At 68.3% G+C, this 23,566-nt stretch carries 22 protein-coding genes; 13 read left to right on the plus strand and 9 right to left on the minus strand.

The window, feature by feature from the left end; translation table 11 throughout:
- Nucleotides 1-153: 153 nt before the first annotated feature.
- The 3 genes from AB7E35_RS04565 to AB7E35_RS04575 all read right to left on the minus strand — a co-directional run bounded on the left by AB7E35_RS04565 (nt 154) and on the right by AB7E35_RS04575 (nt 3,642).
- A complete protein-coding gene (locus AB7E35_RS04565; RefSeq protein ID WP_428162513.1) occupies nt 154-1,344 on the minus strand; it encodes a CaiB/BaiF CoA transferase family protein in 1,191 nt (396 codons plus the stop codon).
- Between the two features lie 171 nt (nt 1,345-1,515).
- Nucleotides 1,516-2,676 carry an acyl-CoA dehydrogenase family protein gene (locus tag AB7E35_RS04570; protein WP_428162514.1) on the minus strand — a complete coding sequence of 387 codons (1,161 nt, stop codon included), beginning with the start codon at nt 2,674-2,676 and terminating at the stop codon, nt 1,516-1,518.
- Nucleotides 2,677-2,748: 72 nt separating this feature from the next.
- Complete coding sequence (locus AB7E35_RS04575) at nt 2,749-3,642, minus strand: FAS1-like dehydratase domain-containing protein (protein ID WP_428167164.1); 894 nt, start codon at nt 3,640-3,642, stop codon at nt 2,749-2,751.
- A gap of 194 nt (nt 3,643-3,836) precedes the next feature.
- Between AB7E35_RS04575 and AB7E35_RS04580 the strand changes: the two genes are divergently transcribed.
- From AB7E35_RS04580 to AB7E35_RS04630, 11 genes are all read left to right on the plus strand, one after another.
- Complete coding sequence (locus AB7E35_RS04580; protein ID WP_428162515.1) at nt 3,837-4,754, plus strand: SDR family NAD(P)-dependent oxidoreductase; 918 nt, start codon at nt 3,837-3,839, stop codon at nt 4,752-4,754.
- A 242-nt stretch (nt 4,755-4,996) separates the two neighbouring features.
- Nucleotides 4,997-5,890, plus strand: a complete 894-nt coding sequence (locus AB7E35_RS04585; protein WP_428162516.1) for a MaoC/PaaZ C-terminal domain-containing protein — start codon at nt 4,997-4,999, stop codon at nt 5,888-5,890.
- A 57-nt stretch (nt 5,891-5,947) separates the two neighbouring features.
- Nucleotides 5,948-6,742 carry an enoyl-CoA hydratase/isomerase family protein gene (locus AB7E35_RS04590; protein ID WP_428162517.1) on the plus strand — a complete coding sequence of 265 codons (795 nt, stop codon included), beginning with the start codon at nt 5,948-5,950 and terminating at the stop codon, nt 6,740-6,742.
- A 243-nt stretch (nt 6,743-6,985) separates the two neighbouring features.
- Entirely contained in the window at nt 6,986-8,269 is a 1,284-nt protein-coding gene (locus AB7E35_RS04595) for an acetyl-CoA hydrolase/transferase family protein (RefSeq protein WP_428162518.1), read from the plus strand.
- A 68-nt stretch (nt 8,270-8,337) separates the two neighbouring features.
- Nucleotides 8,338-9,546, plus strand: coding sequence for an acetyl-CoA C-acetyltransferase (locus AB7E35_RS04600; protein ID WP_428162519.1), 1,209 nt, complete (start codon nt 8,338-8,340; stop codon nt 9,544-9,546).
- 209 nt (nt 9,547-9,755) lie between these two features.
- Nucleotides 9,756-10,733, plus strand: coding sequence for a Bug family tripartite tricarboxylate transporter substrate binding protein (locus AB7E35_RS04605; RefSeq protein WP_428162520.1), 978 nt, complete (start codon nt 9,756-9,758; stop codon nt 10,731-10,733).
- Between the two features lie 55 nt (nt 10,734-10,788).
- Nucleotides 10,789-11,766, plus strand: coding sequence for a tripartite tricarboxylate transporter substrate binding protein (locus tag AB7E35_RS04610; protein WP_428162521.1), 978 nt, complete (start codon nt 10,789-10,791; stop codon nt 11,764-11,766).
- A 98-nt stretch (nt 11,767-11,864) separates the two neighbouring features.
- Nucleotides 11,865-12,251 (plus strand): Zn-ribbon domain-containing OB-fold protein, encoded by a 387-nt coding sequence (locus AB7E35_RS04615; RefSeq protein WP_428162522.1) that lies wholly within the window; start codon nt 11,865-11,867, stop codon nt 12,249-12,251.
- Complete coding sequence (locus tag AB7E35_RS04620) at nt 12,248-13,456, plus strand: thiolase (protein ID WP_428162523.1); 1,209 nt, start codon at nt 12,248-12,250, stop codon at nt 13,454-13,456. The genes AB7E35_RS04615 and AB7E35_RS04620 overlap by 4 nt, the downstream gene beginning before the upstream one ends.
- A 91-nt stretch (nt 13,457-13,547) precedes the next feature.
- Nucleotides 13,548-14,705, plus strand: a complete 1,158-nt coding sequence (locus AB7E35_RS04625) for an acyl-CoA dehydrogenase family protein (RefSeq protein WP_428162524.1) — start codon at nt 13,548-13,550, stop codon at nt 14,703-14,705.
- 116 nt (nt 14,706-14,821) lie between these two features.
- Nucleotides 14,822-15,205 (plus strand): PaaI family thioesterase, encoded by a 384-nt coding sequence (locus AB7E35_RS04630; RefSeq protein ID WP_428162587.1) that lies wholly within the window; start codon nt 14,822-14,824, stop codon nt 15,203-15,205.
- A gap of 52 nt (nt 15,206-15,257) precedes the next feature.
- On the opposite strand, the gene AB7E35_RS04635 is transcribed toward AB7E35_RS04630, so the two are convergent.
- Nucleotides 15,258-16,181 (minus strand): LysR substrate-binding domain-containing protein, encoded by a 924-nt coding sequence (locus AB7E35_RS04635; RefSeq protein WP_428162525.1) that lies wholly within the window; start codon nt 16,179-16,181, stop codon nt 15,258-15,260.
- A gap of 271 nt (nt 16,182-16,452) precedes the next feature.
- Here AB7E35_RS04635 and AB7E35_RS04640 point away from each other — a divergent pair, with 271 nt between their 5' ends.
- Nucleotides 16,453-17,736, plus strand: coding sequence for a CaiB/BaiF CoA transferase family protein (locus AB7E35_RS04640; protein ID WP_428162526.1), 1,284 nt, complete (start codon nt 16,453-16,455; stop codon nt 17,734-17,736).
- Between the two features lie 7 nt (nt 17,737-17,743).
- On the opposite strand, the gene AB7E35_RS04645 is transcribed toward AB7E35_RS04640, so the two are convergent.
- The 3 genes from AB7E35_RS04645 to AB7E35_RS04655 all read right to left on the minus strand — a co-directional run bounded on the left by AB7E35_RS04645 (nt 17,744) and on the right by AB7E35_RS04655 (nt 21,486).
- Entirely contained in the window at nt 17,744-18,724 is a 981-nt protein-coding gene (locus AB7E35_RS04645; RefSeq protein WP_428162527.1) for a porin, read from the minus strand.
- Between the two features lie 341 nt (nt 18,725-19,065).
- Entirely contained in the window at nt 19,066-20,388 is a 1,323-nt protein-coding gene (locus AB7E35_RS04650; RefSeq protein ID WP_428162528.1) for a Glu/Leu/Phe/Val family dehydrogenase, read from the minus strand.
- 180 nt (nt 20,389-20,568) lie between these two features.
- Entirely contained in the window at nt 20,569-21,486 is a 918-nt protein-coding gene (locus AB7E35_RS04655) for a PPK2 family polyphosphate kinase (protein ID WP_428162529.1), read from the minus strand.
- 121 nt (nt 21,487-21,607) lie between these two features.
- On the opposite strand from AB7E35_RS04655, the gene AB7E35_RS04660 reads away from it, so the two are divergent.
- Complete coding sequence (locus tag AB7E35_RS04660) at nt 21,608-22,102, plus strand: PACE efflux transporter (RefSeq protein WP_428162530.1); 495 nt, start codon at nt 21,608-21,610, stop codon at nt 22,100-22,102.
- A gap of 64 nt (nt 22,103-22,166) precedes the next feature.
- On the opposite strand, the gene AB7E35_RS04665 is transcribed toward AB7E35_RS04660, so the two are convergent.
- Both AB7E35_RS04665 and AB7E35_RS04670 read right to left on the minus strand, forming a co-directional pair.
- Nucleotides 22,167-22,727: a hypothetical protein gene (locus tag AB7E35_RS04665; protein ID WP_428162531.1), complete on the minus strand. Its 561-nt coding sequence runs from the start codon at nt 22,725-22,727 to the stop codon at nt 22,167-22,169.
- Nucleotides 22,724-23,554, minus strand: a complete 831-nt coding sequence (locus tag AB7E35_RS04670) for a DODA-type extradiol aromatic ring-opening family dioxygenase (protein ID WP_428162532.1) — start codon at nt 23,552-23,554, stop codon at nt 22,724-22,726. Before AB7E35_RS04670 ends, AB7E35_RS04665 begins: the two co-directional genes overlap by 4 nt.
- Nucleotides 23,555-23,566 lie beyond the last annotated feature (12 nt).

Genomic DNA, 23,566 nt, shown 5'->3' on the forward strand with positions numbered 1-23,566 from the left:
TAGACGGTCAGCTGTCCACGCCGCATGCTCTCCCACGGGATGCTCACAGCTCCCAGAGGGCTATCAGGCTGTGGACAACTTTCCGAAACCATGTCCTGAACTTCGAGGTTTAGAAGATACAAGGGCGGGGGTGAGGGCGCCCGCCATGTCGCATCAAATGGCCTGGGGTGATTGCAAAGCGTCGATCTGCTGCGCCGTCCAGCCCAGCCCGGCCAGGATGGCGGCGTTGTGCTGGCCCACGGCGGGCACGGCATCCATGCGGTAGTCAAACGCGCTGTTCACGCCCGGCGGCAGCAGCGCGGGTACATCGCCCGCGGGCGTGCCCACGGTGCGCCAGCGCTGGCGCGCCTGCAACTGGGGGTGCGCCCACAGGTCGGCCATGTCGTTCACGCGGGCGTTGGCAATGCCGGCAAGCTCCAGGCGTTCGACCACCTGGGCGGCGCTGAGGCTGGCAAACGTCTGCACGATCAGCGCCTGCAGCGCCTCGCGGTGGGCGTTGCGCTGGGCGTTGGAGCAAAAGCGTGCATCGGCGGCCACCTCGGGGCGCTGCAGCACGGTGTCGCAAAAGGCCTTCCATTCGCGCTCGTTTTGCAGGCCCAGCATCACGGTCTTGCCGTCGCCGGCCACAAACGGGCCGTAGGGGTAGATGCTGGCGTGGCTGGCGCCGGTGCGCGGCGGCGGCGGGGCGCCGTCGTAGGCGTAGTACATCGGGTAGCCCATCCACTCGCCCATGGCTTCGAGCATGGACACGTCGATATGGCTGCCCTCGCCCGTCTTGCCGCGCAGCAGCAGGGCCGACAGGATGTTGGTGTAGGCATACATGCCCGCGGCAATGTCGGCCACCGAGATGCCGGATTTGCTCGGCGTGTCGGGCGTGCCGGTGACGGACAGAAAACCCGCCTCGCTCTGGATCAGCAGGTCGTAGGCCTTCTTGTCGCGGTACGGGCCATCGGCGCCATAGCCGCTGATGTCGCACACGATCAGCTTCGGGTTGTGTGCCTTCAGGGCTTCATGCGACAGGCCCATGCGCGCGGCCGCGCCCGGCGCGAGGTTCTGCACCAGCACGTCGGCCGTCTTGAGCAGCTGCAGCAGCGCGGCCTTGGCCTGCGGCTGCTTCACATCGAGCGCCAGGCTTTCCTTGTTGCGGTTGAGCCAGGTGAAGTGCGAGGACTGGCCCTTCACGCGCTGGTCGTAGCCGCGCGCAAAGTCGCCGCTGCCGGGGCGCTCCACCTTGATGACGCGCGCGCCCAGGTCGGCCAGCTGGCGCGTGCAAAACGGCGCGGCGACCGCGTGTTCCAGCGAGATGACGGTGATGCCGTCGAGGGGGCGGATGGTTGGATTCATAGCTCGGGACTTTTATCGATCGGTGGCACTGCCCGCGACGTTCGCCACTGGCGCGACCCACACCAGCGGACGCCGCGCAAGGGCCGCCCCGCCGCGCTGGCGTCGTCCCCCTTCCCGCGCGAAGCGCGAGAGAAGGGGGAAGCGGCGCAGCCGCTCAGGGGGTTGTTCATCTCAGAACGAACGGGGCAGGCCCAGGATGTGCTCGGCCACGTAGCTGTAGATCATGTTGGTCGAGATCGGCGCCACCTGGTACAGGCGGGTTTCGCGGAACTTGCGCTCGATGTCGTATTCGCAGGCAAAGCCGAAGCCGCCGTGCGTCTGCAGACAGACGTTGGCCGCTTCCCAGCTGGCCTTGGCGGCCAGGTACTTGGCCATGTTGGCCTCGGCGCCGGCGTTTTGCATGGCGTCGATCTTCTCGCAGGCCTTCCAGCGCATCAGGTTGGCGGCTTCCAGCTCGATGAAGGCGTCGGCAATCGGGAACTGCACGCCCTGGTTCTGGCCGATGGGGCGGTTGAACACCACGCGCTCGTTGGCGTACTTGCTGGCGCGGTCGATGAACCAGTAGCCGTCGCCGATGCACTCGGCGGCAATCAGCGTGCGCTCGGCGTTCAGGCCGTCCAGCAGGGTCTTGAAGCCCTTGCCTTCCTCGCCCAGCAGCGCGTCCTCGGGGATTTCGAGGTTGTCAAAGAACAGCTCGTTGGTCTCGTGGTTGACCATGTTCAGGATGGGGCGCACCGTCAGGCCGTTGCCAATCGCGGTCTTCAGGTCGATCAGGAAGCAGCTCAGGCCTTCGGACTTCTTCTTCACCTGGTCGGCGGGTGTGGTGCGCGCCAGCAAAATCATCAGGTCGCTGTGCTGGATGCGCGAGATCCACACCTTTTGTCCATTGATGACCCAGCGGCCGTCCTTCTTCACCGCCGTGGTCTTGAGCTTGGTGGTGTCGCTGCCGGTGGTGGGCTCGGTCACGCCCATGGACTGGATGCGCAGCGCGCCGGATGCAATCTGCGGCAGGTACTTTTCTTTTTGCGCCTGCGAGCCGCTGCGCACGATGGCGTTCATCACGTACATCTGGCCGTGGCAGGCGCCCGAGTTGCCGCCGCTGCGGTTGATCTCTTCCATGATGACCGAGGCCTCGGCCATGGTCAGGCCCGAGCCGCCGTATTCCTGCGGGATCAGCGCGGCCATCCAGCCGGCCTGGGTCAGGGCATCGACAAACTCCTCGGGGTAGGCGCGGGCCTCATCGACCTTGCGGAAATATTCGTCAGGGTACTGGGCACAAAGGGCGCGCACGGCGTCGCGGATTTCCTGGTACTGGTCGGGCTGGTGAATCATGGTGGTTTTCTCAAGTGTTTTTAGCCTTCAGCGCTTATGGGTAAAGCGCTGGTAGCTATAAAGTTTGCAGCGTTAGAACAGCGTGGCCGTGCCCTGCATGGTCAGCCAGCCTTCGTGGTCTTGCGCCCACAGCTCGACGGTCTTGCCATCGGCCGACGGCTTGCCGTGCACGCTGAACGGGTGCAGGTCAAACGTGGGCCGCACCGCGCGAAAGTCGAAGCGGGCGACCTGCGCGCCGGGCAGGCTGCGGCGCAGCAGGTCCAGTAGCAGTGTGGCGATCAGCGGGCCATGCACGATCAGGCCGGGGTAGCCCTCGACCTCGGTCACGTACTTGCGGTCGTAGTGGATGCGGTGGCCGTTGAAGGTGAGCGCCGAGTAGCGAAACAGCAGCACATCGTCGGGAGTAATGGTGCGCGACCACGCGGCCTGGCCATCGAGTGGTGGTTTTTGCGGTGCAGGCGCGGGGTCGCCGGGCTGGGCGGCCGATCGGTACACGATGTCGTGCTCCTCGGTCAGCGCCAGGCCCTGCGCGTTGCGGTACTGGTGCTCCACCAGCACGAACAGCAGCTCGCCCGTGCGCCCCGCCTTGTGCTTGACCGACTGAATGGTGGACTGGCGCTGCACCTCTTGCCCTACCTGCAGCGGGTTGGCGGCCTCCCAGCGCAGACGCCCGCCCGCCCACATGCGGCGCGGCAGCGGCACCGGCGGCAAAAAGCCCCCGCGCCTGGGGTGGCCGTCAGGGCCAATCTCGCTTTGGCGCGCATGCGGCAGAAAGTACAGCCAGTGCCACAGCGGCGGCAGGGCGGTGCCGGCGGCGGGCGCCGGGTCGTCCCGGTCCAGCGTGGCCGACAGGGCGTCCACGGGCGCGGCGGTGAGGGTGTCGCTCAGCGTCTCGCTCTTGCCCTGCCAGGTTTGCAGGTGCGCGAGCTGGGCGGTATCGATGGTGGGTTCTGTCATGGCCGTCATGGTGCGGGCTGGTGGGCGAGCGCGCAATCCGCGTTTGTGGAAGCGTGCCTTCGGCGCCCATGAAGCCCCAGGTAAGCCCTGATCAAAGCTTTCATGCAGCCAAAGCCCCGCCTAGCGATTGCCGAATGGCGCCAGCGCGCCTTTGCGTTCATGCTTCGCCGCTCATTGACAACACAAACCGAAGGACGACGAACATGGCGCAACAAATGGTGCAGGACAAAGTGGTGGTGGTGACGGGCGCGGGCGGCGGCATTGGGCGCGACATGGCGCTGGCGCTGGCAGCGGCCGGCGCCAAGGTGGTGGTGAATGACATCGGCACCTCCACCACCGGCGAGGGCACCGACGCCGGCCCCGCGCAAAAAGTGGTGGACGAGATCAAGGCTGCCGGCGGCCAGGCCGTGGCCAACATGGACAGCGTGGCCGACGCTGCCGCTGCCGGCCGCATCATCCAGTGCGCGCTGGACCACTTTGGCCGCATCGACGGCGTGGTCAACAACGCGGGCATCCTGCGCGACCGTTTCTTCCACAAGATGAGCCTGGACGAGTGGGACGCCGTGATCAAGGTGCACCTGTACGGCAGCTACTACATGGCCCGCGCCGCCGCCACCCACTTCAAGGAGCAGGAAAGCGGCGCCTTCGTGCACATGACCTCCACCTCGGGCCTGATCGGCAACTTCGGCCAGGCCAACTACAGCGCCGCCAAGCTGGGGCTGGTGGCGCTGTCCAAGAGCATTGCGCTGGACATGCAGAAGTTCAACGTGCGCTCCAACTGCATTGCGCCGTTTGCCTGGAGCCGCATGATCGGCTCCATCCCCACCGACACGCCCGAGCAGCAGGCGCGCGTGGCCAAGATCCAGCAGATGACGCCCAACAAGATCGCGCCGCTGGCCGTCTATTTGCTGTCGGATCAGGCCCAGGACGTGAACGCCCAGGTGTTTGCCGTGCGCAACAACGAGATCTTTTTGATGAGCCAGCCGCGCCCCCTGCGCTCGGTGCACCGCAGCGAAGGCTGGACGCCCGAGTTCATCGCCGAGCACGGCATGCCCGCGCTCAAGGCCTCGTTCGTGCCGATGGACCGCTCGGCCGACGTGTTCAGCTGGGACCCGGTGTGATGGTGACAACCCCCTGAGGCGCTTCGCGCCTCGGTGCAGCCGCCAGAGGCGGCAGCTCTTCGGGGCCGTCCAAGCCTGCGCAGGCAGGCTTGGAGCCGCGGCCCTCAGCCCCTTCTCTCTGCGCGCTCCGGGAAGGGGGACGCAGCCCTCGCTGCGGGGCGGCCCTGGCTCGGCTGCCCTGGCCTGGGGCGGCGCCAATTGCCGGGGTTGCGCAGCGGCGTAAAGCGTCATGAAAGACCGAAATGGCTATTGACTACCAACACCTGAAAAACCGGGCCTTCGCGCCCGTGCACCAGCACTACACCGAGCGCGACACCATGCTGTACGCGCTCAGCCTGGGGCTGGGCAACGACCCGCTGGACGCCGGCGCGCTGCCCTTTGTCTATGAGGGGCTGGAGGGCGGCCTGCGCGCCCTGCCCACGCAGGCCGTGGTGCTGGGCTACCCGGGCTTTTGGGCACGCGAGCCCGACACCGGCATCGACTGGGTCAAGCTGCTGCACGGCGAGCAGCGCGTGCGCTGGCACCAGCCGCTGCCCGCCAGCTGCGAGGTGGTGGGCAAAAGCCGCGTCACGCATCTGATCGACAAGGGCGAGGGCAAGGGCGCCATCCTGGTCGTCGAGCGTAGCCTGCACAACCAGGCCGGCGAGTTGCTGGCCACGCTGCAGCAGGTCACTTTCTTGCGCGGCGACGGCGGCTACAGCCAGCTCAAGGGCGGCCAGCCCAGCGACGCACCGCTGCCCGCGCTGGCGCCCACACCCGACGACCGCGCCCCCGACTTCACCGACACCCAGGCCATCCGGCCCGAGGCGGCGCTCCTGTACCGCCTGATGGGCGACTACAACCCGCTGCACGCCGACCCCGCCGTGGCCGCCAAGGCGGGCTTTGCGCGCCCCATCCTGCACGGCCTGGCCAGCTACGGCCTGGTGGCGCATGCCATCTTGCGCCAGTGCGCGGGCGGCGACCCGGCACGCCTGAAGGCGCTGGACATCCGCTTTGCCGCGCCGGTGTACCCGGGCGAGACGCTGGTCACCGAGATCTGGCGCGTGCCCGGCCAGCCGGGGCAGCTGCAGCTGCGCGCCCGCGTGGCCGAGCGCGGCATCGTGGTGCTGAGCCACGGGTTTGCCGAACTGGCCTGATCGGGCCTGAACACCTCGCCCGGCCGTGGGCAAGGGAAAAATGACAAGGAGACACCCATGAGCGAATCCCCCGTGTTGACCTCCGTGCAGGACGGCATCGGCACCATCACCCTCAACCGCCCCGAGGCGCGCAACGCGCTCAACCAGGCCATGCGCCCGGCGCTGGCTGCCGCCATTGCGCAGATGCGCGACGACGCCAGCGTGCACGCCGTCATCCTCACGGGCGCGGGCGGCGCGTTCTGCTCGGGCGGCGACATCTCGGCCATGCTGGACACCAGCCGCACCGGGCTGACTTTTCGCAAAGGCATGCGCGAGCTGCACCAGTGGTTCCCCGAGCTGGAGAACCTCGAAAAGCCCGTCATTGCCGCGGTCGATGGCCCGGCCTTCGGTGCCGGCCTGGGCCTGGCGCTGGCGGCCGACTTCGTGCTGGCCACGCGCCGCGCCAAGTTCTGCGCGGTGTTCGGGCGCATCGGGCTGGTGCCCGACCTGGGCGTGATGCGCCTGCTGCCGCGCATCGTGGGCCAGCAGCGGGCCAAGGAGCTGGTCTTCACGGCGCGCACCGTCGATGCGCAGGAAGCCAGGCAACTGGGCATGGTGTTCGACATCGTCGAAGACGCCGCCGCGCTGCACGATGCCGCGCAGGCGCTGGCGCGGCGCTTTGGCGAGGCCTCCACCGCCGCCATCGGCATGGCCAAGACCGTGATGAACCAGGCCTTCGAGCTGGACGCCCATGCCATGGCCGAGCTGGAGTCTTACGCACAGTCGCTGTGCCGCGGCTCTGATTACCACCAGGACGCGGTGCGCCGCTTCAAAAACAAAGAGCCGCTGCGCTTCGATTGGGAAAAATTGTGAAGCATCCCCCTGAGGCGCTTCGCGCCTCGGTGCAGCCGCCAGAGGCGGCAGCTCTTCGAGGCCGTCCAAGCCTGCGCAGGCAGGCTTGGAGCCGCGGCCCTCAGCCCCTTCTCTCTGCGCGCTTCGCGCTGCGGGAAGGGGGACGCCGCCAGTGCGGCGGGGCGGCCCTTGCACGGCGGCCCTGGCCTGGGTTGCGCCAGTTTCAGGGGTTGCAGGTGCGTCGCAGCGCCGTGGAGAACTGACATGAGCCTCTTGGCTGACCAGTTGCAGCAGCTGATCCGCCCCGGCGACACCCTGTGGTGGGGCCAGTCCACGGCCGAGCCGCTGACGCTGACGCGCGCCGTGACCGCGCACCGCCACGCGCTGGCGCAGGGCGGGCGGTTGCGCGTGTTCGTGGGCATCGGCGCGTCGGACACGCTGGCGCCCGGGCAGGCCGACGTGATCGACTTTTTTGGCTACGCCGCGGGCGGCCCGCACCGCAGGCTGGCCGATGCCGGCGTGCTGGACATCCTGCCCAGCCACTACTCGCACCTGCCGCACCTGATCCGCGCGGGCGTGCTGCCTGCCGACGTGGTGCTGCTGCAGGTGTCCCTGCCCGACGAACAAGGCCGCTACAGCCTGGGCCTGGCGCAGGAATACCTGCCCGCCGTGCTGGCGCAGGCGCGCGTGGTGATTGCCGAGGTCAACCCCCAAGTCCCCTGGACGCACGGCAGCGTGCACCTGCAGGCCAGCGACTTTGCGTTGCTGATTGACGCCGAGCACCCGCCGCTGGAGCAAAGCCGCGCCGCCCCCGGCCCGGTGGAGCTGGCCATTGCCCGCCATGTCGCCGCGCTGGTGGAGGACGGCGCCACGCTGCAGTTGGGCGTGGGCAACCTGCCCGAAGCGGTGCTGGCCGCGCTGCACAGCCACCGCGACCTGGGCCTGCACAGTGGCGCGGTGGGCGACGGCATCGCAGCCCTGGCCGAGGCCGGTGTTTTGACCAACGCGAAGAAGAGCCTGGACACCGGCGTGGGCATTGGCGGCATCCTGATGGGCAGCGACAAGCTGCGCCGCTGGGCGCACCGCAACCCGCTGATCGAGTTGCGCGGCACCGGCTACACGCATGACCCCGATGTGCTGGCTGCCAGCCACAAACTGGCGGCCATCAATGCCGCCATCGAGGTGGACCTGACGGGCCAGATCAACGCCGAGGTGGCGGCCGGCTGCTACGTGGGCGCGGTGGGCGGCGCGGTGGACTTTTTGCGCGGCGCGGCCAAGAGCCGCGGCGGCCTGCCCATCGTGGCGCTGCCCGCCACCGCCAAGGGCCAGACGCGCATCGTGGCGCAGCTGGCAGGCCCGGTGAGCACGCCGCGCAGCGACGCGGGCCTGATCGTCACCGAGCATGGCGTGGCCGACCTGCGCGGGCAGACGCTGTCGCGCCGGGTGCAGCGGCTGATCGCCATTGCGGCCCCTGAACACCGCGAAGACCTGGAGCGCCAGGCCCACGCGCTGCTGCGCCGCTGCGGCGCGGTTTTTATTCAAAAGTGATAGCTGCTGGCGCTTGATAAACAAGCGCTAGTCCATTTTTTCATTCAGATTCATCAAGGAGAACCACCATGCGCAGAGCCGCCATCGTCACCCCTGTTCGCACCCCCGTCGGCACCTTTGGCGGCAGCTTGCGCCCCGTGCCCGTTGAAGAGCTGGCCGCCACCACGGTGCGCGCCGTGGTGCAGCGCAGCGGCATCGACCCCGCCCGCATCGACGACGTGGTGATGGCCCAGTCGTACGCCAACAGCGAAGTGCCCTGCGTGGGCCGCTGGGCCGCGCTGCAGGCGGGGCTGCCGGTGTCGGTGCCCGGCATGCAGCTGGACCGGCGCTGCGGCGGCGGCCTGCAGGCCATCGTCACCGCCGCGATGATGGTGCAAAGCGGCGCTGCCGACGTGGTGATTGCCGGTGGCGTGGAGAGCATGAGCAACATCGAGTACTACAGCACCGACATGCGCTGGGGCGCGCGCTCGGGCAATGTGCGCTTTTACGACCGGCTGGACCGCGGGCGCGAGCGCTCGCAGCCGGTGGAGCGCTTCGGCAAGATCAGCGGCATGATCGAAACCGCCGAAAACCTGGCGCGCGACTACGGCATCACGCGCGAGCAGGCCGACGTCTTCGCCGTGCGCAGCCACCAGAAGGCGGCCGCCGCCTGGGCTGCCGGGCGTTTCAACGATGAGGTCGTCCCCGTGCAGGTGCCGCAGCGCAAGGGCGACCCGGTGGTGTTTGGCCAGGACGAAGGCTTTCGCGCCGACGCCACGCCCGATAGCCTGGGCAAGCTGCGCGTGCTGATGCCGAACGGCACCGTCACCGCCGGCAACGCCAGCCAGCAAAACGATGCCTCGGCTGCCTGCCTGATCGTGGCCGAGGACAAGCTGGCCGAGCTGGGCCTGACCCCCATGGCCACGCTGGTGGGCTGGGCGGCCGCGGGCTGCGAGCCATCGCACATGGGCATCGGCCCGGTGCCGGCCACGCAAAAGCTGCTGGCGCGCCTGGGCCTGAAGATCGACGACATGGACCTGGTGGAGCTCAACGAGGCCTTCGCCTGCCAGGTGCTGTCGGTGCTCAAGGGCTGGGGCTGGCAGGACCAGGACGCCATCGAGCACAAGCTCAACGTCAACGGCTCGGGCATCTCGCTGGGCCACCCCATAGGCGCCACCGGCGTGCGCATCCTGGCCACGCTGCTGCACGAGCTGCAGCGCCGCAAGGGCCGCTACGGCCTGGAGACCATGTGCATCGGCGGTGGGCAGGGGATTGCGGCGGTGTTTGAGCGGGTGTAAATCCGCTAGCTGCGGGGCCTGCGGGAAAACCCTCTCCAAGCAGGCCTGAAGCCCGGCTTCGGCAAAAGCAGATTCACACCAGGCCCGCCGGGGGGCACCATCGCGGCCGTTGCTCACGCGCCGCACCACGGGTGCGTGGCCGTTCCGCCGGGGCAGTTCGCGCGTGCAACGCAGCCCCCGGCCCCCCAAGACTGACAGGAGACATTTTCATGACCGCATCCCCCCGCCGCCTCGCCCTGGCCGCCCTGGCGCTGGCGCCTTTTGCCCTTGCGCTGCCCGCCGCCGCGCAGGACGGCCAGCCCGTGCGCCTCATCGTGGGCTATGCCGCGGGCGGCCCCGTGGACCAGGGCGCGCGCCTGTTTGCGCCGGCGCTGTCCAGGGAACTGGGCATGCCGGTCATGGTGGAGAACAAGACCGGTGCCAACGCCACCATTGCCGGCAGCGAGGTGGTGCGCGCCAAGCCCGATGGCCTGACGCTGTGGTTTGCCGCCAGCCCCACCATCACCATCAGCCCCAACGTGATGACCAAGATGCCGTTCGACCCGGCCAAGGATCTGACGCCCGTGGCGCCCATCCTGAGCTACCACAACGTGCTGGTGGTCAATAACAACGAGCCCTACAAGAGCGTGCGCGAGCTGGTGGCTGCCGCCAAGGCCAGCCCCGGCAAGCTGGCCTACGGCTCGGCGGGCGTGGGCGGCTCCAACCACCTGGGCGCGCTGCTGTTTGCCAAGCGCAGCGGCATCGACATGAACCACATCCCGTACAAGGGCAACGCCCCGGCGATGACGGACGTGATCGGCGGGCAACTGAACATGATGCTGGACATCATCAGCACCGCCAGCACCTACATCCACAGCGGCAAGGTACGCGCCATTGCCGTCACCTCGCCGCAGCGCAATGCCTCGCTGCCCGACGTGCCCACGTTCGCCGAGTCGGGCATCGAGGGCCTCAAGGGCTTTGACGTCGGCGGCTGGTATGGCGTCTATGGCCCCAAGGGCATGTCGCCCGAGCTGGTGGCCAGGCTCAACAAGGCCGTCAATGCCGCGCTGCAGCAGCCAGACCTGAAGAAGCGCTACAAGGAACTGGGCTACGACGAGTGGACCGGCGCGCCGCAAAAGCTGGCCGAGCGCGGCGCACAAGAGCGCGCCATGTGGGCCACGGTGACCCAGGGCATCACCGTTGATTGATACGGGGCAAGGCCCATCGGACCGCAGCCGGTCTGACAACGATAGGAGACACCTCATGCATGCATTGACTTCGCGCCGCAGCTTTATCGCGGCCAGCCTGTTCACCGCAGCCCATCCGCTGGCGGCACTGGCTTCCGAGCCCTGGCCCACCAAGCCCGTGCGCTTCATCGTGCCCTTCCCGCCGGGCGGCCCGGTGGACACCACGGCGCGCGTGTTCAGCCACAAGCTGTCGGAAATCTGGAAGACGCCCACCGTCATCGACAACCGCGCGGGCGCCGGCGGCGTGGTGGGCGCGACAGCCGCCGCCAAAGAGGCGCCCGATGGCTACGGCCTGTTCGTGGGTGCCATCCACCATTCGGTCAACCCGGCGCTGATGGGCAAGCTGCCCTATGACATCGAAAAAGACTTCGTGCCCATCAGCTTCGCGGCCATGTTCCCCGTGTTCATCGTGGCGCACCCGTCGGTGCCGGCCAACACCATCCAGGAGCTGATCGCGCTGGCCAAAAAGGGCACGCCGCTGGCCTATGGCTCTTCGGGCAACGGCGGCGGCACGCACCTGGCGGGCGAGCTGTTCAACATGGAGGCCGGCACCAAGTTGCAGCATGTGCCCTACAAGGGCAGCGCCCCGGCGATGAACGACCTGCTGGGCGGCCAGGTGCAGCTGATGTTCAGCGACGCGCCCACGGCGCTGCAGCACATCAAGAGCGGCCGCGTGAAGGTGCTGGGCGTGGCCAGCCGCCAGCGCTCGGCCATGTTGCCCAACGTGCCCACGGGGGTGGAGGCGGGTCTGTCCGGCTACGAGGCCTATTCGTGGGCCGCGCTGTTCGCGCCCGCCAAAACGCCGCAGGCCGTGCTGGACAAGATCAACGCCGACTTCAATACCGCCATGAAAGACCCCGCCGTGCGCCAGCGCCTGCTGGACGCCGGCGCCGAGGCCGACCCCGGCACGCAGGAGCAGATGCGCCAGCGCCTGCGCAGCGAGCTGGACAAATGGGCCAAGGTGATCAAGACGGCGGGGATTACGCCGGGGTGATGCCGCGGCGAAGACGCCCTTTCATATTGTCAAATTGAAGTGACGCGGGCGCCGGGGCATGCTGCACTCGGTACTGCAAAGACTTTCAAGAGAAACCCATGCACCTGAGCGCACACACCCACTACCAGGCCGAGCTCGACGCCGGCCGCTTTTGCCTGCAGCACTGCCCGCAGTGCCAGCACCATGTCTTCACGCCGCGCGAGCTGTGCCCGCACTGCGGCGCCAGCACGCTGCGCTGGGTGCGCGCCAGCGGCCGGGGCACCGTGTATTCCGTCACCACCATTGCGCGCAAGGCCGATGCGGGGGGCAACTACAACGTGGCCTTGATCGACCTGCATGAAGGCGTGCGCATGATGAGCCGCGTGGAAGGCGTTGCGCCCGAGGACGTGCGCATCGGCATGCCGGTGCAGGCCCATGTGGCGCAGAAAGACGGGCGCGGGCTGGTGCTGTTCCAGCCGGTGGCGCAAGAAGGGGGTGCCGCATGAGCCGTATTCCGCAATCCCACCTGGACGCCGCCGCCGTCAACCGCCCGCTGCGCGGGCGCGTGGCCATCGCTGGCGCCGCCACCTATGGCTGCGGCGAGGCGCCCGGCATGGACGACATGACCCTGCTGGTGCGTGCCGCGCAGGCCGCCGTGGCCGACGCCGGGCTGACCATGCGCGACATCGACGGCCTGGCCACCTGCAGCGTCAATGCCAGCATGTGGACCATGCCGGTGATCGAGCATCTGGGCATCAACCCCACCTATGTGGACGGCACGATGATCGGCGGCAGCAGCTTCATTGCCCACCTGCTGCCTGCGATGCGCGCGCTGGAGGCCGGCCAGTGCAAGGCGGTGCTGGTGTGCTACGGCAGCGCGCAGCGCTCGGCCACCTTTGGCCGCAAGGAAAGCCAGGCCGCGCGCCGCTTTCTGGACCCCCAGCCCTACGAGTTTCCGTACGAGCCCGTGCTGCCCGTGGCCGCCTACGCGCTGGCCGCCGCGCGCCACATGCATGAATTTGGCACCACGCGCGAGCAGCTGGCCGAGGTGGCCGTGGCCGCACGCGCCTGGGCGCAGCTGAACCCCGAAGCCTTCATGCGCGACCCGCTCAGCATCGAAGACGTGCTGGCGGCACGCCCCATTGCCAGCCCGCTGTCCGTGCGCGACTGCTGCCTGGTGACCGACGGCGCTGGCGCCGTGGTGCTCACCCGCGCCGACCGCGCGCGTGACCTGGCGCGCCCGCCGATCTATGTGCTGGGCAATGCCACGGCCATCTGGAACCGCCAGATCTCGTGCATGCCCGACCTGACCACCACGGCTGCCGCGCAATCGGGCGGCCAGGCCTTTGCCATGGCGGGCCTGCAGGCCAGGGACATGGACATGGCCCAGGTCTATGACGCCTTCACCATCAACACCCTGCTGTTCCTGGAAGACCTGGGCTTTTGCGCCAAGGGCGAGGGCGGCGCTTTCGTGCAGGGGGGCGGCATCGCGCCCGGCGGGCGCCTGGCCGTCAACACCAACGGCGGCGGCCTGTCGTGCGTGCACCCGGGCATGTACGGCATCTTTGCGCTGATCGAGGCCGTGCGCCAGCTGCGCGGCGAGGCCGGTGCGCGCCAGCTCAAGCATTACCGCACGGCCGTGGTGCATGGCAACGGCGGCACGCTATCGAGCCAGTCCACGGCGGTGCTGGGCACGGCGGAAACCCTGTGACACCGCCAGAGGCGCGGCCCGCGCTGGTTTCATACACCGCCGGTGGCGCGCAGCGCTTGGAAACAACTGAAATACAGAAAGTGAAGCACACATGATCCGCGATCCAGAAATTCTTGAAGCCCTGCTCGACAGCGTGCGCCGCTTCGTGCGCGAGCGCCTGGTGCCCGCCGAAAACGAAGTCGCCGAGACCGACGAAATCCCCGAGGCCATCGTGCAGGAGATGCGCGAGCTGGGCCTGTTCGGCATGACCATTCCCGAGAAGTTCGGCGGCCTGGACCTGACTATGGAAGAGGAATGCCGCGTGCTGTTCGAGCTGTGCCAGACCTCGCCGGCGTTTCGCTCCATCATCGGCACCACCGTGGGCATCGGCTCGCAGGGCATCCTGATGGACGGCACGCCCGAGCAGCAAGAGCAGTGGCTGCCCAAGCTGGCGACGGGTGAAATCATTGCTTCGTTCGCGCTGACCGAGCCCGAAGCCGGATCGGACGCGGCATCGCTGCGCACCACCGCCATCAAGAACGGCGACCACTACATCGTCAACGGCACCAAGCGCTACATCACCAACGCGCCGCATGCCGGCATGTTCACGCTGATGGCGCGCACCAACCCCGAGGACAAGGGCGCGGGCGGCGTGTCCTCTTTCATCGTGGACGCCAAGACGCCCGGCATCAGCTTTGGCAAATACGACAAGAAAATGGGCCAGCGCGGCGCCCACACCTGCGACGTGATCTTCGACAACGTCAAGGTGCCCGCCGCCAACCTGATCGGCCTGAAAGAAGGCCAGGGTTTCAAGACGGCGATGAAGGTGCTGGAAAAGGGCCGCATCCACATTGCCGCGGTGGCGGTGGGCGTGGCCAAGCGCATGCTGCGCGATGCGCTGCAATACGCGCTGGAGCGCAAGCAGTTCGGCCAGGCGATCTGCGACTTTCAACTGGTGCAGGCCATGCTGGCCGACAGCCAGGCCGAGCTGTACGCCGCCGAGTGCATGACCATCGACGCCGCGCGCCGCCGCGACGACGGGCACAACGTGTCCACCGAGGCCTCTTGCGCCAAGATGTTCGCCACCGAGATGTGCGGCCGCGTGGCCGACCGCGCGGTGCAGATTCTGGGCGGCGCGGGCTACATGACGGAGTACGGCATCGAGCGCTTCTACCGCGACGTGCGCCTGTTCCGCCTGTATGAAGGCACCACACAGATCCAGCAGATCATCATCGCCCGCAACATGGTGCGCGAGGCGCGTAACGCATGAGCGGCACGATTGCGGCGCAGGACGCGGCACCGGGCCTTGCGCCTGACCCGGCGCGCACCGAGCCGCAGGACAGTGCATGGCCCGGCGGCGCGCCGCCGCCCGACCGCAGCGCTTTCATGCGCCTGATCGGCGCGGCGCAGGTGCCTGCGCCGCCGGGCAAGGTGCACGTGCGCCTGCCGCAGCTGCGCGAGGATTTGCTCAACCAGCTGCCGGCCGCGCACGGCGGCGTGATCATGACGCTGCTGGACTCGGTCATGTCACGCGCAGCGGGCCAGCTGCCCGGTGCGCCCTCGCAGACCGCCGTGACGGTGGAGATGACCAGCCGCTTTCACCGCCCTGCGCGCGGCCCGCTGCTGGCCGAAGGCTGGGTGGTGCACGCCACGCGCAGCCTGTGCAGCTGCGCGGGCCAGCTGCTGGACGAGCAGGGCCAGGTGGTGGCCACGGCCCAGGGCACCTTCAAGTACTGGCTGGCGCCGGTGACCTGGAAGTCCCTGGAGTAATTGGGCTAAAAGTGCCTCCAGCGCTTGTCAATAAAGCGCTAGGCGCTCCTTTTTAAGGAGCGTTGTCCAGCTTCAGCCGCCCTTGCGCGTCAGCCACCAGCAGCTGCACCAGCTCCTGCGCAAAGCTGGGCAGGGCCTCCAGGCTGCGCACGCAGATTTGCATGTCGCGCACCGACCACGCGTCCGACAGCGGCACGATGGCGATGTCCATGTGCTGAGCGTGGCGGCTGGCCGCGGACTCGGGCAGAACGCCCACGCCCACGCCGGCTTCGATCATGCGGCAGGCGGTCTCGAAGTTGCCCACCTGGATGCGCAGCTTGATCGGGCGGTGCAGCTGGTCGCTGGCCTGGCGCAAAAACGCATGGATGGCGCTGGACTCGTGCAGCCCCACGTAGTCCAGCTCCAGCGTGTCGGCAAAGTCGATCTGCATCTGGCCGTCCAGCGCATGGCCGCGCGGCACCACCAGCACCAGGCGGTCGCGGCGGTAGGGCAGGGTTTCCAGGTTTTCGGTGCGCACCAGCCCGGCGACGATGCCGATGTCGGTCTGCCCCTCGGTCACGGCGCGCACGATGTCGTGCGACAGCCGCTCGCGCAGGTCGATGTTCACGTCCGGGTTGCGGCGCAGGAAGTGGCGCAGCACGGGCGGCAAAAACTCGCCCAGCGAGGTGGTGTTGGCAAACACCCGCACATGGCCCTTGATGCCGCGCACGTATTCCTGCATGTCGCCGCGCAGGTGTTCGATCTGGCCCAGCACCATGCGCGCATGGGTCACAAAGGCCTGGCCCGGCGGCGTCAGCGTCACGCCCTGGCTGGTGCGGTACAGCAGCTTGGTGCCAATGCTTTCCTCCAGGTTCTTGATGCGCGTGCTGGCCGCGGGCAGGGAGATGAAAGAAAGCTCGGCGCCGCGCGTCATGCTGTTGGCGTCGGCGATATGCACCATCAGGCGCAGGTCCACAAGGTCGAAGTGCATTGCCATAGGGGCGCGATTTTAGGAGCCTGTCGGACTTGGAAATCGCCGGCTGCAAATCGACCGCAGCGGCCCATTTTTCACCGTCTTCTTGCCTAATAGCTGGGCTATTGGGCTGCGAACCCGGCAAAAACTGTGCTCGCTGGGGCCGATTTTCGCTTTCGACGCTCCAAGTCCTACAGGCTCCCAGAAAGCATCGCAAACGCCGGCTTTCACAAATGCGAACCAGGGCCGCAGCGGTGCGCGTACGATTGCTCCCACTTTTTTCATCCAAGCCCTCATGACTGCTGTTGCCGACCTTTCCTCTACCAGCGCCGCCACCGGCGCCCTGAGTCACCTGCGCGTGCTCGACCTCTCGCGCGTGCTGGCCGGTCCCTGGTGCACCCAGAACCTCGCCGACATGGGTGCCGACGTGATCAAGATCGAAAAACCCGGCGACGGCGACGACACCCGCCACTGGGGCCCGCCCTTTTTCCCCGACGCCGAGGGCAAGCCCACCGACAACGCCTGCTACTTTGCCGCCTGCAACCGCAACAAGCGCTCCGTCACCGTGGACATGGCCACGCCCGAGGGCCAGCAGCTGATCCGCGAGCTGGCCATGCAAAGCGACGTGGTGGTGGAGAACTTCAAGACCGGCGGTCTCAAGCGCTACGGCCTGGACTACGAGAGCCTGTCGGCGCTCAACCCGCGCCTGATCTACTGCTCGGTGACGGGCTTTGGCCACACCGGTCCCTACGCTCCGCGCGCTGGCTACGACCTGCTGATCCAGGCGATGAGCGGGCTGATGAGCATCACCGGCCACGCCGACGACCAGCCCGGCGGCGGCCCCATGCGCGTGGGCGTGGCTGTGATCGACCTGTTCACCGGCATGTACGCCACCACCGCCATCCTGGGCGCGCTGGAGGCCCGCCACCGCACCGGCCGCGGCCAGCACATCGACATGGCGCTGCTGGACGTGGCCATGGCCGTGCTGGCCAACCAGGGCGCGGGCTTTCTCAACGCCGGCAACATCCCCAGGCGCCAGGGCAACACCCACCCCAGCGTCGTGCCCTACCAGGACTTCCCCACGCAAGACGGCAACATGCTGCTGGCCATTGGCAACGACGGCCAATTTGCCCGCTTTTGCGAGGCGGCGGGCGTGGACTGGGCGAGTGACGAGCGCTTCACGCTCAACGCCGGCCGCGTCATTCACCGCGACACGCTCATTCCCATGATGGCCCAGCTCACACGCACGCGCAGCACGGCCGAGTGGGTGCGCCTGCTGGAAGACAAGGCCGTGCCCTGCGGCCCCATCAACCACGTCGGCCAGGCGTTTGACGACGTCCATGTGCGTGCGCGCGGCCTGCGCGTGGAGCAGCAGCGCTACCCCGACGGCGACATGCCCGCTGGCGAGGTGGTCAACCGCGTGGTCACCACGGCCAGCCCGCTGCGCCTGTCCGACACGCCCGTCACCCTGCGCCATGCCCCGCCCGCACTGGGCCAGCACACCGACGAGGTGCTGCGCGAGCGCCTGGGGCTGGATGCCGCGCAGCTGCAGGCGCTGCGCGCGCAGCGCGTGCTCTGAGGCGGCGTCAGAAGGCGTGGGCCACGCCCACGCCGAACGCCGTGCGCGAGGGGTTGTGTTCGTAGCGCTGGTGCCCCAGGCTCGCGTAGAGCATGGTGCGCTTGGACAGGTGGTACTCCGCCCCCAGTGACGCCATGTGGTGGGTCACCCCGTCGTTCAGCCGCTGGCGGCCATAGCTGGCGCGCAGCGTGGTGACACCCAGGGCGTAGCTGCCGCCCACCGACACCATGCGCGACGTATCGGGGCTGCTCCCCGCGCGGCTGTGGTCGTAGGCCATCATCAGCGTGGCGGCGCCCAGGCGGTACAGGCCGCCCAGGAACAGATCCTTGTCGCCGCTGCCGTTGCGCTCGTAGCCCACCATGGCGGCCAGCGGGCCCTGGTCGTAGTTCAGCGACACAGAGCTGCCGCGCCCGTCGCGTCCGGGCGCCTGGGTGCGCTCGGTCGAGGCGCTGGCATTGAACGAGAAGCCGTCCCAGGTGGGCGAGTCGTAGTAAATGCCGTTGGCCATGCGCCCGTATTCCGCGGCCCCGTTGTTGCTGGCGCGGTCGGTCGGCGTGTAGTAGTGGGCCAGGTGCCAGGCGGTGGAGGCAATGCGGTTGAAGTTCGAGAAGGCGTCGAACTTCCATTCCTGGCCCCACATCGCGCTGAGGGCGCGGCCCAGGCGCAGCCGGCCCCAGCTGCCTTGCAGGCCCACGGTGGATTCGTCATGCCAGAAGGGCTTGCTGCCCGCGCCTTCGGATTGCCCCGTGTCCAGCTCGAAGCGCGTGCTCAGGCGGAAGGTGGCCTTGAGGCCGCCGCCCAGGTCTTCCGTGCCGGCAATCGCCAGATTGCTGCGCTGGATCGTTCCCAGCTTGCTGGTCTTGTCGTAGTCACGAAAAACGCCGGTGTCCAGGTAGCCGCTGATGGTCACTTGCGACTGGGCGGCAGCCGGCAGGGCGAGGGCGGCGAGGGTGGCAAAACTGAGAGGCAGGCATTGGGACATGCGCATCCTGGGGAACTCCTTGTGTGATGGGAGCGCCAAACCGTTTCCTGCCGGAAATGGCATGGGCGCGACGCTGCCGCTGGCAGCAGGGAGAGCAATGAAACCGGCCATCGTAGGAATGGCCGGTGCGATGACGCGCCCGGCAGACGGTTCGGGATTCCAGGGGGCCGCAGGCACTGCGGACCGCCCGAACAAAGGGCGCATGCGGGCCGCCTGGGGCAGCCTGCACGGCCCATTATAAAAATGGGGTGCGCGCGCGCCATCCGCGATGTCCCGTATGCGCGTGCCGCCCGGACCGGCAAAGAAAAAGCGGCCCGAAGGCCGCCTTGCGCACGGAGCGGGCCGTTTCAGGGGTACAGGCCGCGCATCTCGCGCGCATGCAGGATGCGCTTGCAGGCCACGATGAAGGTCGCCGTGCGCAGCGTGACTTTGTTCTCCTGCGCCACCTGCCACACGCCCGCGAAGGCGTCCTGCATGATGCGCACCAGGCGGGCGTTGATCTCGTCCTCGGTCCAGAAGAAGCTGGAAAAGTCCTGCACCCACTCGAAATAGCTCACCGTCACGCCGCCGGCGTTGGCGATCACGTCGGGCAGCACCAGCACGCCCTTGCCTTGCAGGATGTCGTCGGCCTCGGGCGTGGTGGGGCCGTTGGCGCCCTCGATCACCATCTTGGCGCGTATGCGGTCGGCGTTGTCGCGGGTGATCTGGCCCTCCAGCGCGGCGGGAATGAGGATGTCGCAGGCCACGCCCCAGAACTCGTCGGGGGCCATGGCGTCGGCGCCCGCAAAGCTGGCCACGCCGCCCGTGTGCTGCACATGCCGCTGCAGCGCGGTCACGTCCAGGCCCGCGGCGTTGTGCACCGTGCCGGTGTGGTCCTGCACCGCCACCACCCTGGCGCCGGCCTGGGCAAACAGCTTGGCGGCGGTGCCGCCCACGTTGCCAAAGCCCTGCACCGCCACGCGTGCGTCGGGGATGGTCAGGCCCGTCAGCCGGGCGGCTTCCACGCCCACGGTGAACACGCCGCGGCCCGTGGCCTCGTTGCGGCCCAGCGAGCCGCCCAGATCCACCGGCTTGCCCGTGACCACGCCGGTGGCGGTGGCGCCCACGTTCATGGAGTAGGTGTCCATCATCCAGGCCATGATCTGCGCGTTGGTGTTCACGTCCGGCGCAGGAATGTCCTTGGACGGGCCGATCAGAAAGCCGATCTCGCTGGTGTAGCGGCGCGTCAGGCGCTCCAGTTCCGCGCGCGACAGCTTGCGCGGATCCACCCGCACGCCGCCCTTGGCGCCGCCGTAGGGCACGTTGACGGCGGCGTTCTTGATGCTCATCCAGGCCGACAGGGCCATCACCTCGGACAGCGTCACGTCCTGGTGAAAGCGCACGCCGCCCTTGCCCGGGCCGCGGCTGAGGTTGTGCTGCACGCGGTAGCCCTCGAAGTGGGCGATGGTGCCGTCGTCCATCTCGATGGGCACGTCCACGATCAGCGCGCGCTTGGGCCGCTTGAGCGTCTCCACCCAGCGCGCCAGACTGCCCAGGTAGGGCGTGACGCGATCCACCTGCTGCAGGTAGGTGCCCCAGGGACCCAGGTGGTTGGGGTCCAGGTAGGAGGGCAGGGCGTGCGCGGCGGTGGGGGCGGTCGAGGCAATGGGGGCTTGTGCGGTGTGTGGCATGCGGGCGTCCTTGCGCAGTGGGGTCTGTCAGGCAGATCACTGTAGGCCTGCAGCCCGGGCTTGTCCAATGCCGTTGCCCTGTGCAGGCATGCCGCGGCGGCATGGCCCCGCAGGCACCGCACGGCGTCTTTTGCTATTTAAAACATAGCTGCTAGCGCTTGTTTTATAAGCGCTTCGGCCTTATTTGACTGTGAACTTCTCCAGCGCCGGATCGCCCGGCGGGTAGCGCAGCTCCAGTTGCCGCAGCACGGCGCGCACCACCGAGGCGATCATCAGGTTGCGGTGCGTCTTGGAGTCTGCGGGCACGATGGTCCAGGGCGCCCAGGGCGTGTGCGTGGCAGCCAGAAACTGCTCGTAGGCGCGCTGGTAGTCGTCCCACTGCTCGCGCACCTTGATGTCGCCGATGTCGAACTTCCAGTGCTTGGCCGGGTCGTCCAGGCGCTCTTGCAGGCGCAGGCGCTGTTCGTCCTTGCTGATGTGCAGCATGAACTTCAGCACCACCGTGCCGGTCTCGGCCAGCATGCGCTCGAAAGCGTTGATGTGGGCAAAACGCTGGCGCTGCTGCTCGGGCGTGATCCAGCCGTTGACCACCGGCACCAGCACGTCTTCGTAGTGGCTGCGGTTGAACACCGTCAGCTCGCCCGCGCCGGGCACTTTGGCGTGGATGCGCCACAGGTAGTCGTGCGCGCGCTCGAACTCGGTGGGTGCCTTCCAGCCCACGGCGCGCACGCCCAGCGCGCTCATGCGGCCGAACACGCCGCGTATCGTGCCGTCCTTGCCCGATGTGTCCGTGCCCTGCAGCACCACCAGCAGCTTGTAGCGCCGGTCGGCGTAAAACAGGTCTTGCAGCGCGTCCAGCTCCAGCGCCAGCTCGTCCACGCGGGTTCTGTCCTGGGCCTTGTCCCCGCACGAAAACGGTTTGGCGGCCGGGTCAAAGTCCTTCAGGCGCACGGCGGCGGCGCCTTCGTCATCGCCATGCTTGCCGTTCCTGTTTTTGCCATTGCCATTGCCTGTCACGGCGAAGTCGCCCGGCTGCCACTGGCGCCACAGCCTGGCCAGGCTGTTGTCTGCGACGTCGAAGGGGTGTTGCTGGGGCATGAGAAATTCCTTCTTGAATGGCTGTGCGGCAATGTGTTGCTTCAAAGCCTATTGTGTCGCCTTGCCGGGCAACGCGGCCCCGCCGCTGCGTGGGTCAAGCAGGCTTCATATACTGCCCCGCATGAGTGCAACAACACATGCCGCCGGCCTGCAGGGGCCGAGGCGCAGGGTGCTTTTTGTCACCCTCTATGAAGCCATTGCCATTGCCGTCTCCAGCCTGCTGTTCATGGCCATCGGCCAGAGCGCGGGCGCGTCGGGCGCCATGGCCGTGGTGGCGTCCACGCTGGCCATTGTCTGGAATGTGGTGTTCAACCACCTGTTCGAGCGCTGGGAGGCGCGCCAGAGCGTCAAGGGCCGGTCGGTGCTGCGCCGCGTGGTGCATGCCGTGGGTTTTGAGGGCGGGCTGGCGCTGGTGCTGATACCGCTGATGGCCTGGTGGTTTGGCGTCAGCCTGTGGCAGGCCACGGTGCTGGAGGCCGGGCTGCTGCTGTTCTTTCTGGTCTATACCTACGCCTTCAATTGGGCGTTTGACCGCGTCTTCGGCCTGCCAGCATCGGCGCAGGCCCTGCCCGCTGCACCGCCTGCGGGCGCAGCAGGCGTGACGGTCGCTCCTTGATTCATAGCTGCCAGCGCTTGTCAAATAAGCGCTTCAGCCGTTTTTGACACCTCTTCACACCTTCTCACCCGATCAGGGCCACGCCGGGCAGGCCCCAGTGGTGCAGCAGCTCGCGCAGGATGAGCAGGCGCGCGGCGCTGGCGCCATCGACGGGCAGCGCGTCGTGCGCCGCCGGGCGCCCGGCGGCGCGGGCGGCCAGGCGGTCGAACAGTTGCTCAACGGCGGCGATGCCCAGCCAGTCGCCCGCCACCGCGCCCGCAGCCTCCGCGGCGCCAGGCCCGGTCGTCAGCGTGCGCAGCGCATGCGCGTGCGGGTCGCGCGTGGCCAGCTGCAGTGCCGCGGGCAGACGGGCGCGGGCGGGCATGACGGCGTCCTCGATCACCTCGATGGCCTGCTCGATCTGCAGCAGCGTGGGCGGGTTGCCACGCAGCCACCGCGCTGCCAGCTGCTCCGTGCCGACGGGCAGGGTCAGGCCGCCGGGGGCGTCCATGCTCCCCGGCTCTGGCAGAACGAGCGTGGACTGCGCGTTGATCTGCAGCAGCCAGCGGTCGCGCTCGCCGGCCGGGCCGATGGCGCGGGGCGGGTGGTTGGCGCTGGGCAGCAATTGACTTGCGTAGCCTGTCACTCGAAGCGGAAGGCCGAGATGTCCACCGCCATCACGCGGTCGGTAAACACCTTGGCGCCGCGGCTGTCGCCCGCCGCGCCCGCCACCACATGCAGCGGCAGCAGGTGTTCTTCGGCGCGCGGCGGGTGCGACAGGCGTGCGCTGGGGCCGGCGGCGGTGTCCCAGGCGGCCAGGCGGGCGTTGCGCTCGGGCGCGGGCAGCGCCACGGTCTCGCCCAGCCAGCGGTCGAATTCGGCGCCGATGGCCGTGGAGCGCGGGTCGCCATAGCCGCGCATGTTGTGGTAGCTCATGCCGCTGCCGATGATCAGCACGCCCTCGCTGCGCAGGGGCTCCAGCGCCTGACCCAGCCGCAGGTGCTCGGCCGCGTCCAGGCTGCGCAGCAGCGACAGCTGCAGCACCGGAATGTCGGCATCCGGGAAGGCCACCTTCAAAGGGATGAAGGTGCCGTGGTCGTAGCCGCGCTCGCCGTCGTAGGCTGGCGCAAAGCCCGCGCCGGCCAGCAGGCCGCCCACGCGCTCGGCCAGCGCGGGCGCGCCGGGGGCGGGGTAGGTCAGCTCGTAGGTGTGGGCCGGAAAGCCGTGGTAGTCGAACAGCATGCCGGGGCGCTCGGCGGTGCTCATGCTGGGCTGCGGCGCCAGCCAGTGCGCGGTGACCAGCACGATGGCCCGCGGGCGCTGCGGCAGGCTGGGGGCAATGCTGCGCAGGTAGGCGGCGGTTTTGTCCCAGGCGTCGGCCGGGTTCCAGTCCATGAAAAAGCACGGCCCTGCGCCGTGCGGGATGAACAGCGTGGGCATGCGGGAGGCGGTGGTGGTGTGGGTATGGGTCATGGCCGGCAGTTT

This window comes from Diaphorobacter sp. (assembly GCF_050251835.1).
GTDB lineage: Bacteria > Pseudomonadota > Gammaproteobacteria > Burkholderiales > Burkholderiaceae_C > JBFXIE01.

What these genes read in the sequence shown, in the direction of transcription:
- AB7E35_RS04565 (WP_428162513.1), bottom strand. Translation starts at nt 1,344, where the DNA reads ATGAATCCAACCATCCGCCCCCTCGACGGCATCACCGTCATCTCGCTG.
- AB7E35_RS04570 (WP_428162514.1), bottom strand. Translation starts at nt 2,676, where the DNA reads ATGATTCACCAGCCCGACCAGTACCAGGAAATCCGCGACGCCGTGCGC.
- AB7E35_RS04575 (WP_428167164.1), bottom strand. Translation starts at nt 3,642, where the DNA reads ATGACGGCCATGACAGAACCCACCATCGATACCGCCCAGCTCGCGCAC.
- AB7E35_RS04580 (WP_428162515.1), top strand. Translation starts at nt 3,837, where the DNA reads ATGGCGCAACAAATGGTGCAGGACAAAGTGGTGGTGGTGACGGGCGCG.
- AB7E35_RS04585 (WP_428162516.1), top strand. Translation starts at nt 4,997, where the DNA reads ATGGCTATTGACTACCAACACCTGAAAAACCGGGCCTTCGCGCCCGTG.
- AB7E35_RS04590 (WP_428162517.1), top strand. Translation starts at nt 5,948, where the DNA reads ATGAGCGAATCCCCCGTGTTGACCTCCGTGCAGGACGGCATCGGCACC.
- AB7E35_RS04595 (WP_428162518.1), top strand. Translation starts at nt 6,986, where the DNA reads ATGAGCCTCTTGGCTGACCAGTTGCAGCAGCTGATCCGCCCCGGCGAC.
- AB7E35_RS04600 (WP_428162519.1), top strand. Translation starts at nt 8,338, where the DNA reads ATGCGCAGAGCCGCCATCGTCACCCCTGTTCGCACCCCCGTCGGCACC.
- AB7E35_RS04605 (WP_428162520.1), top strand. Translation starts at nt 9,756, where the DNA reads ATGACCGCATCCCCCCGCCGCCTCGCCCTGGCCGCCCTGGCGCTGGCG.
- AB7E35_RS04610 (WP_428162521.1), top strand. Translation starts at nt 10,789, where the DNA reads ATGCATGCATTGACTTCGCGCCGCAGCTTTATCGCGGCCAGCCTGTTC.
- AB7E35_RS04615 (WP_428162522.1), top strand. Translation starts at nt 11,865, where the DNA reads ATGCACCTGAGCGCACACACCCACTACCAGGCCGAGCTCGACGCCGGC.
- AB7E35_RS04620 (WP_428162523.1), top strand. Translation starts at nt 12,248, where the DNA reads ATGAGCCGTATTCCGCAATCCCACCTGGACGCCGCCGCCGTCAACCGC.
- AB7E35_RS04625 (WP_428162524.1), top strand. Translation starts at nt 13,548, where the DNA reads ATGATCCGCGATCCAGAAATTCTTGAAGCCCTGCTCGACAGCGTGCGC.
- AB7E35_RS04630 (WP_428162587.1), top strand. Translation starts at nt 14,822, where the DNA reads ATGCGCCTGATCGGCGCGGCGCAGGTGCCTGCGCCGCCGGGCAAGGTG.
- AB7E35_RS04635 (WP_428162525.1), bottom strand. Translation starts at nt 16,181, where the DNA reads ATGGCAATGCACTTCGACCTTGTGGACCTGCGCCTGATGGTGCATATC.
- AB7E35_RS04640 (WP_428162526.1), top strand. Translation starts at nt 16,453, where the DNA reads ATGACTGCTGTTGCCGACCTTTCCTCTACCAGCGCCGCCACCGGCGCC.
- AB7E35_RS04645 (WP_428162527.1), bottom strand. Translation starts at nt 18,724, where the DNA reads ATGCGCATGTCCCAATGCCTGCCTCTCAGTTTTGCCACCCTCGCCGCC.
- AB7E35_RS04650 (WP_428162528.1), bottom strand. Translation starts at nt 20,388, where the DNA reads ATGCCACACACCGCACAAGCCCCCATTGCCTCGACCGCCCCCACCGCC.
- AB7E35_RS04655 (WP_428162529.1), bottom strand. Translation starts at nt 21,486, where the DNA reads ATGCCCCAGCAACACCCCTTCGACGTCGCAGACAACAGCCTGGCCAGG.
- AB7E35_RS04660 (WP_428162530.1), top strand. Translation starts at nt 21,608, where the DNA reads ATGAGTGCAACAACACATGCCGCCGGCCTGCAGGGGCCGAGGCGCAGG.
- AB7E35_RS04670 (WP_428162532.1), bottom strand. Translation starts at nt 23,554, where the DNA reads ATGACCCATACCCACACCACCACCGCCTCCCGCATGCCCACGCTGTTC.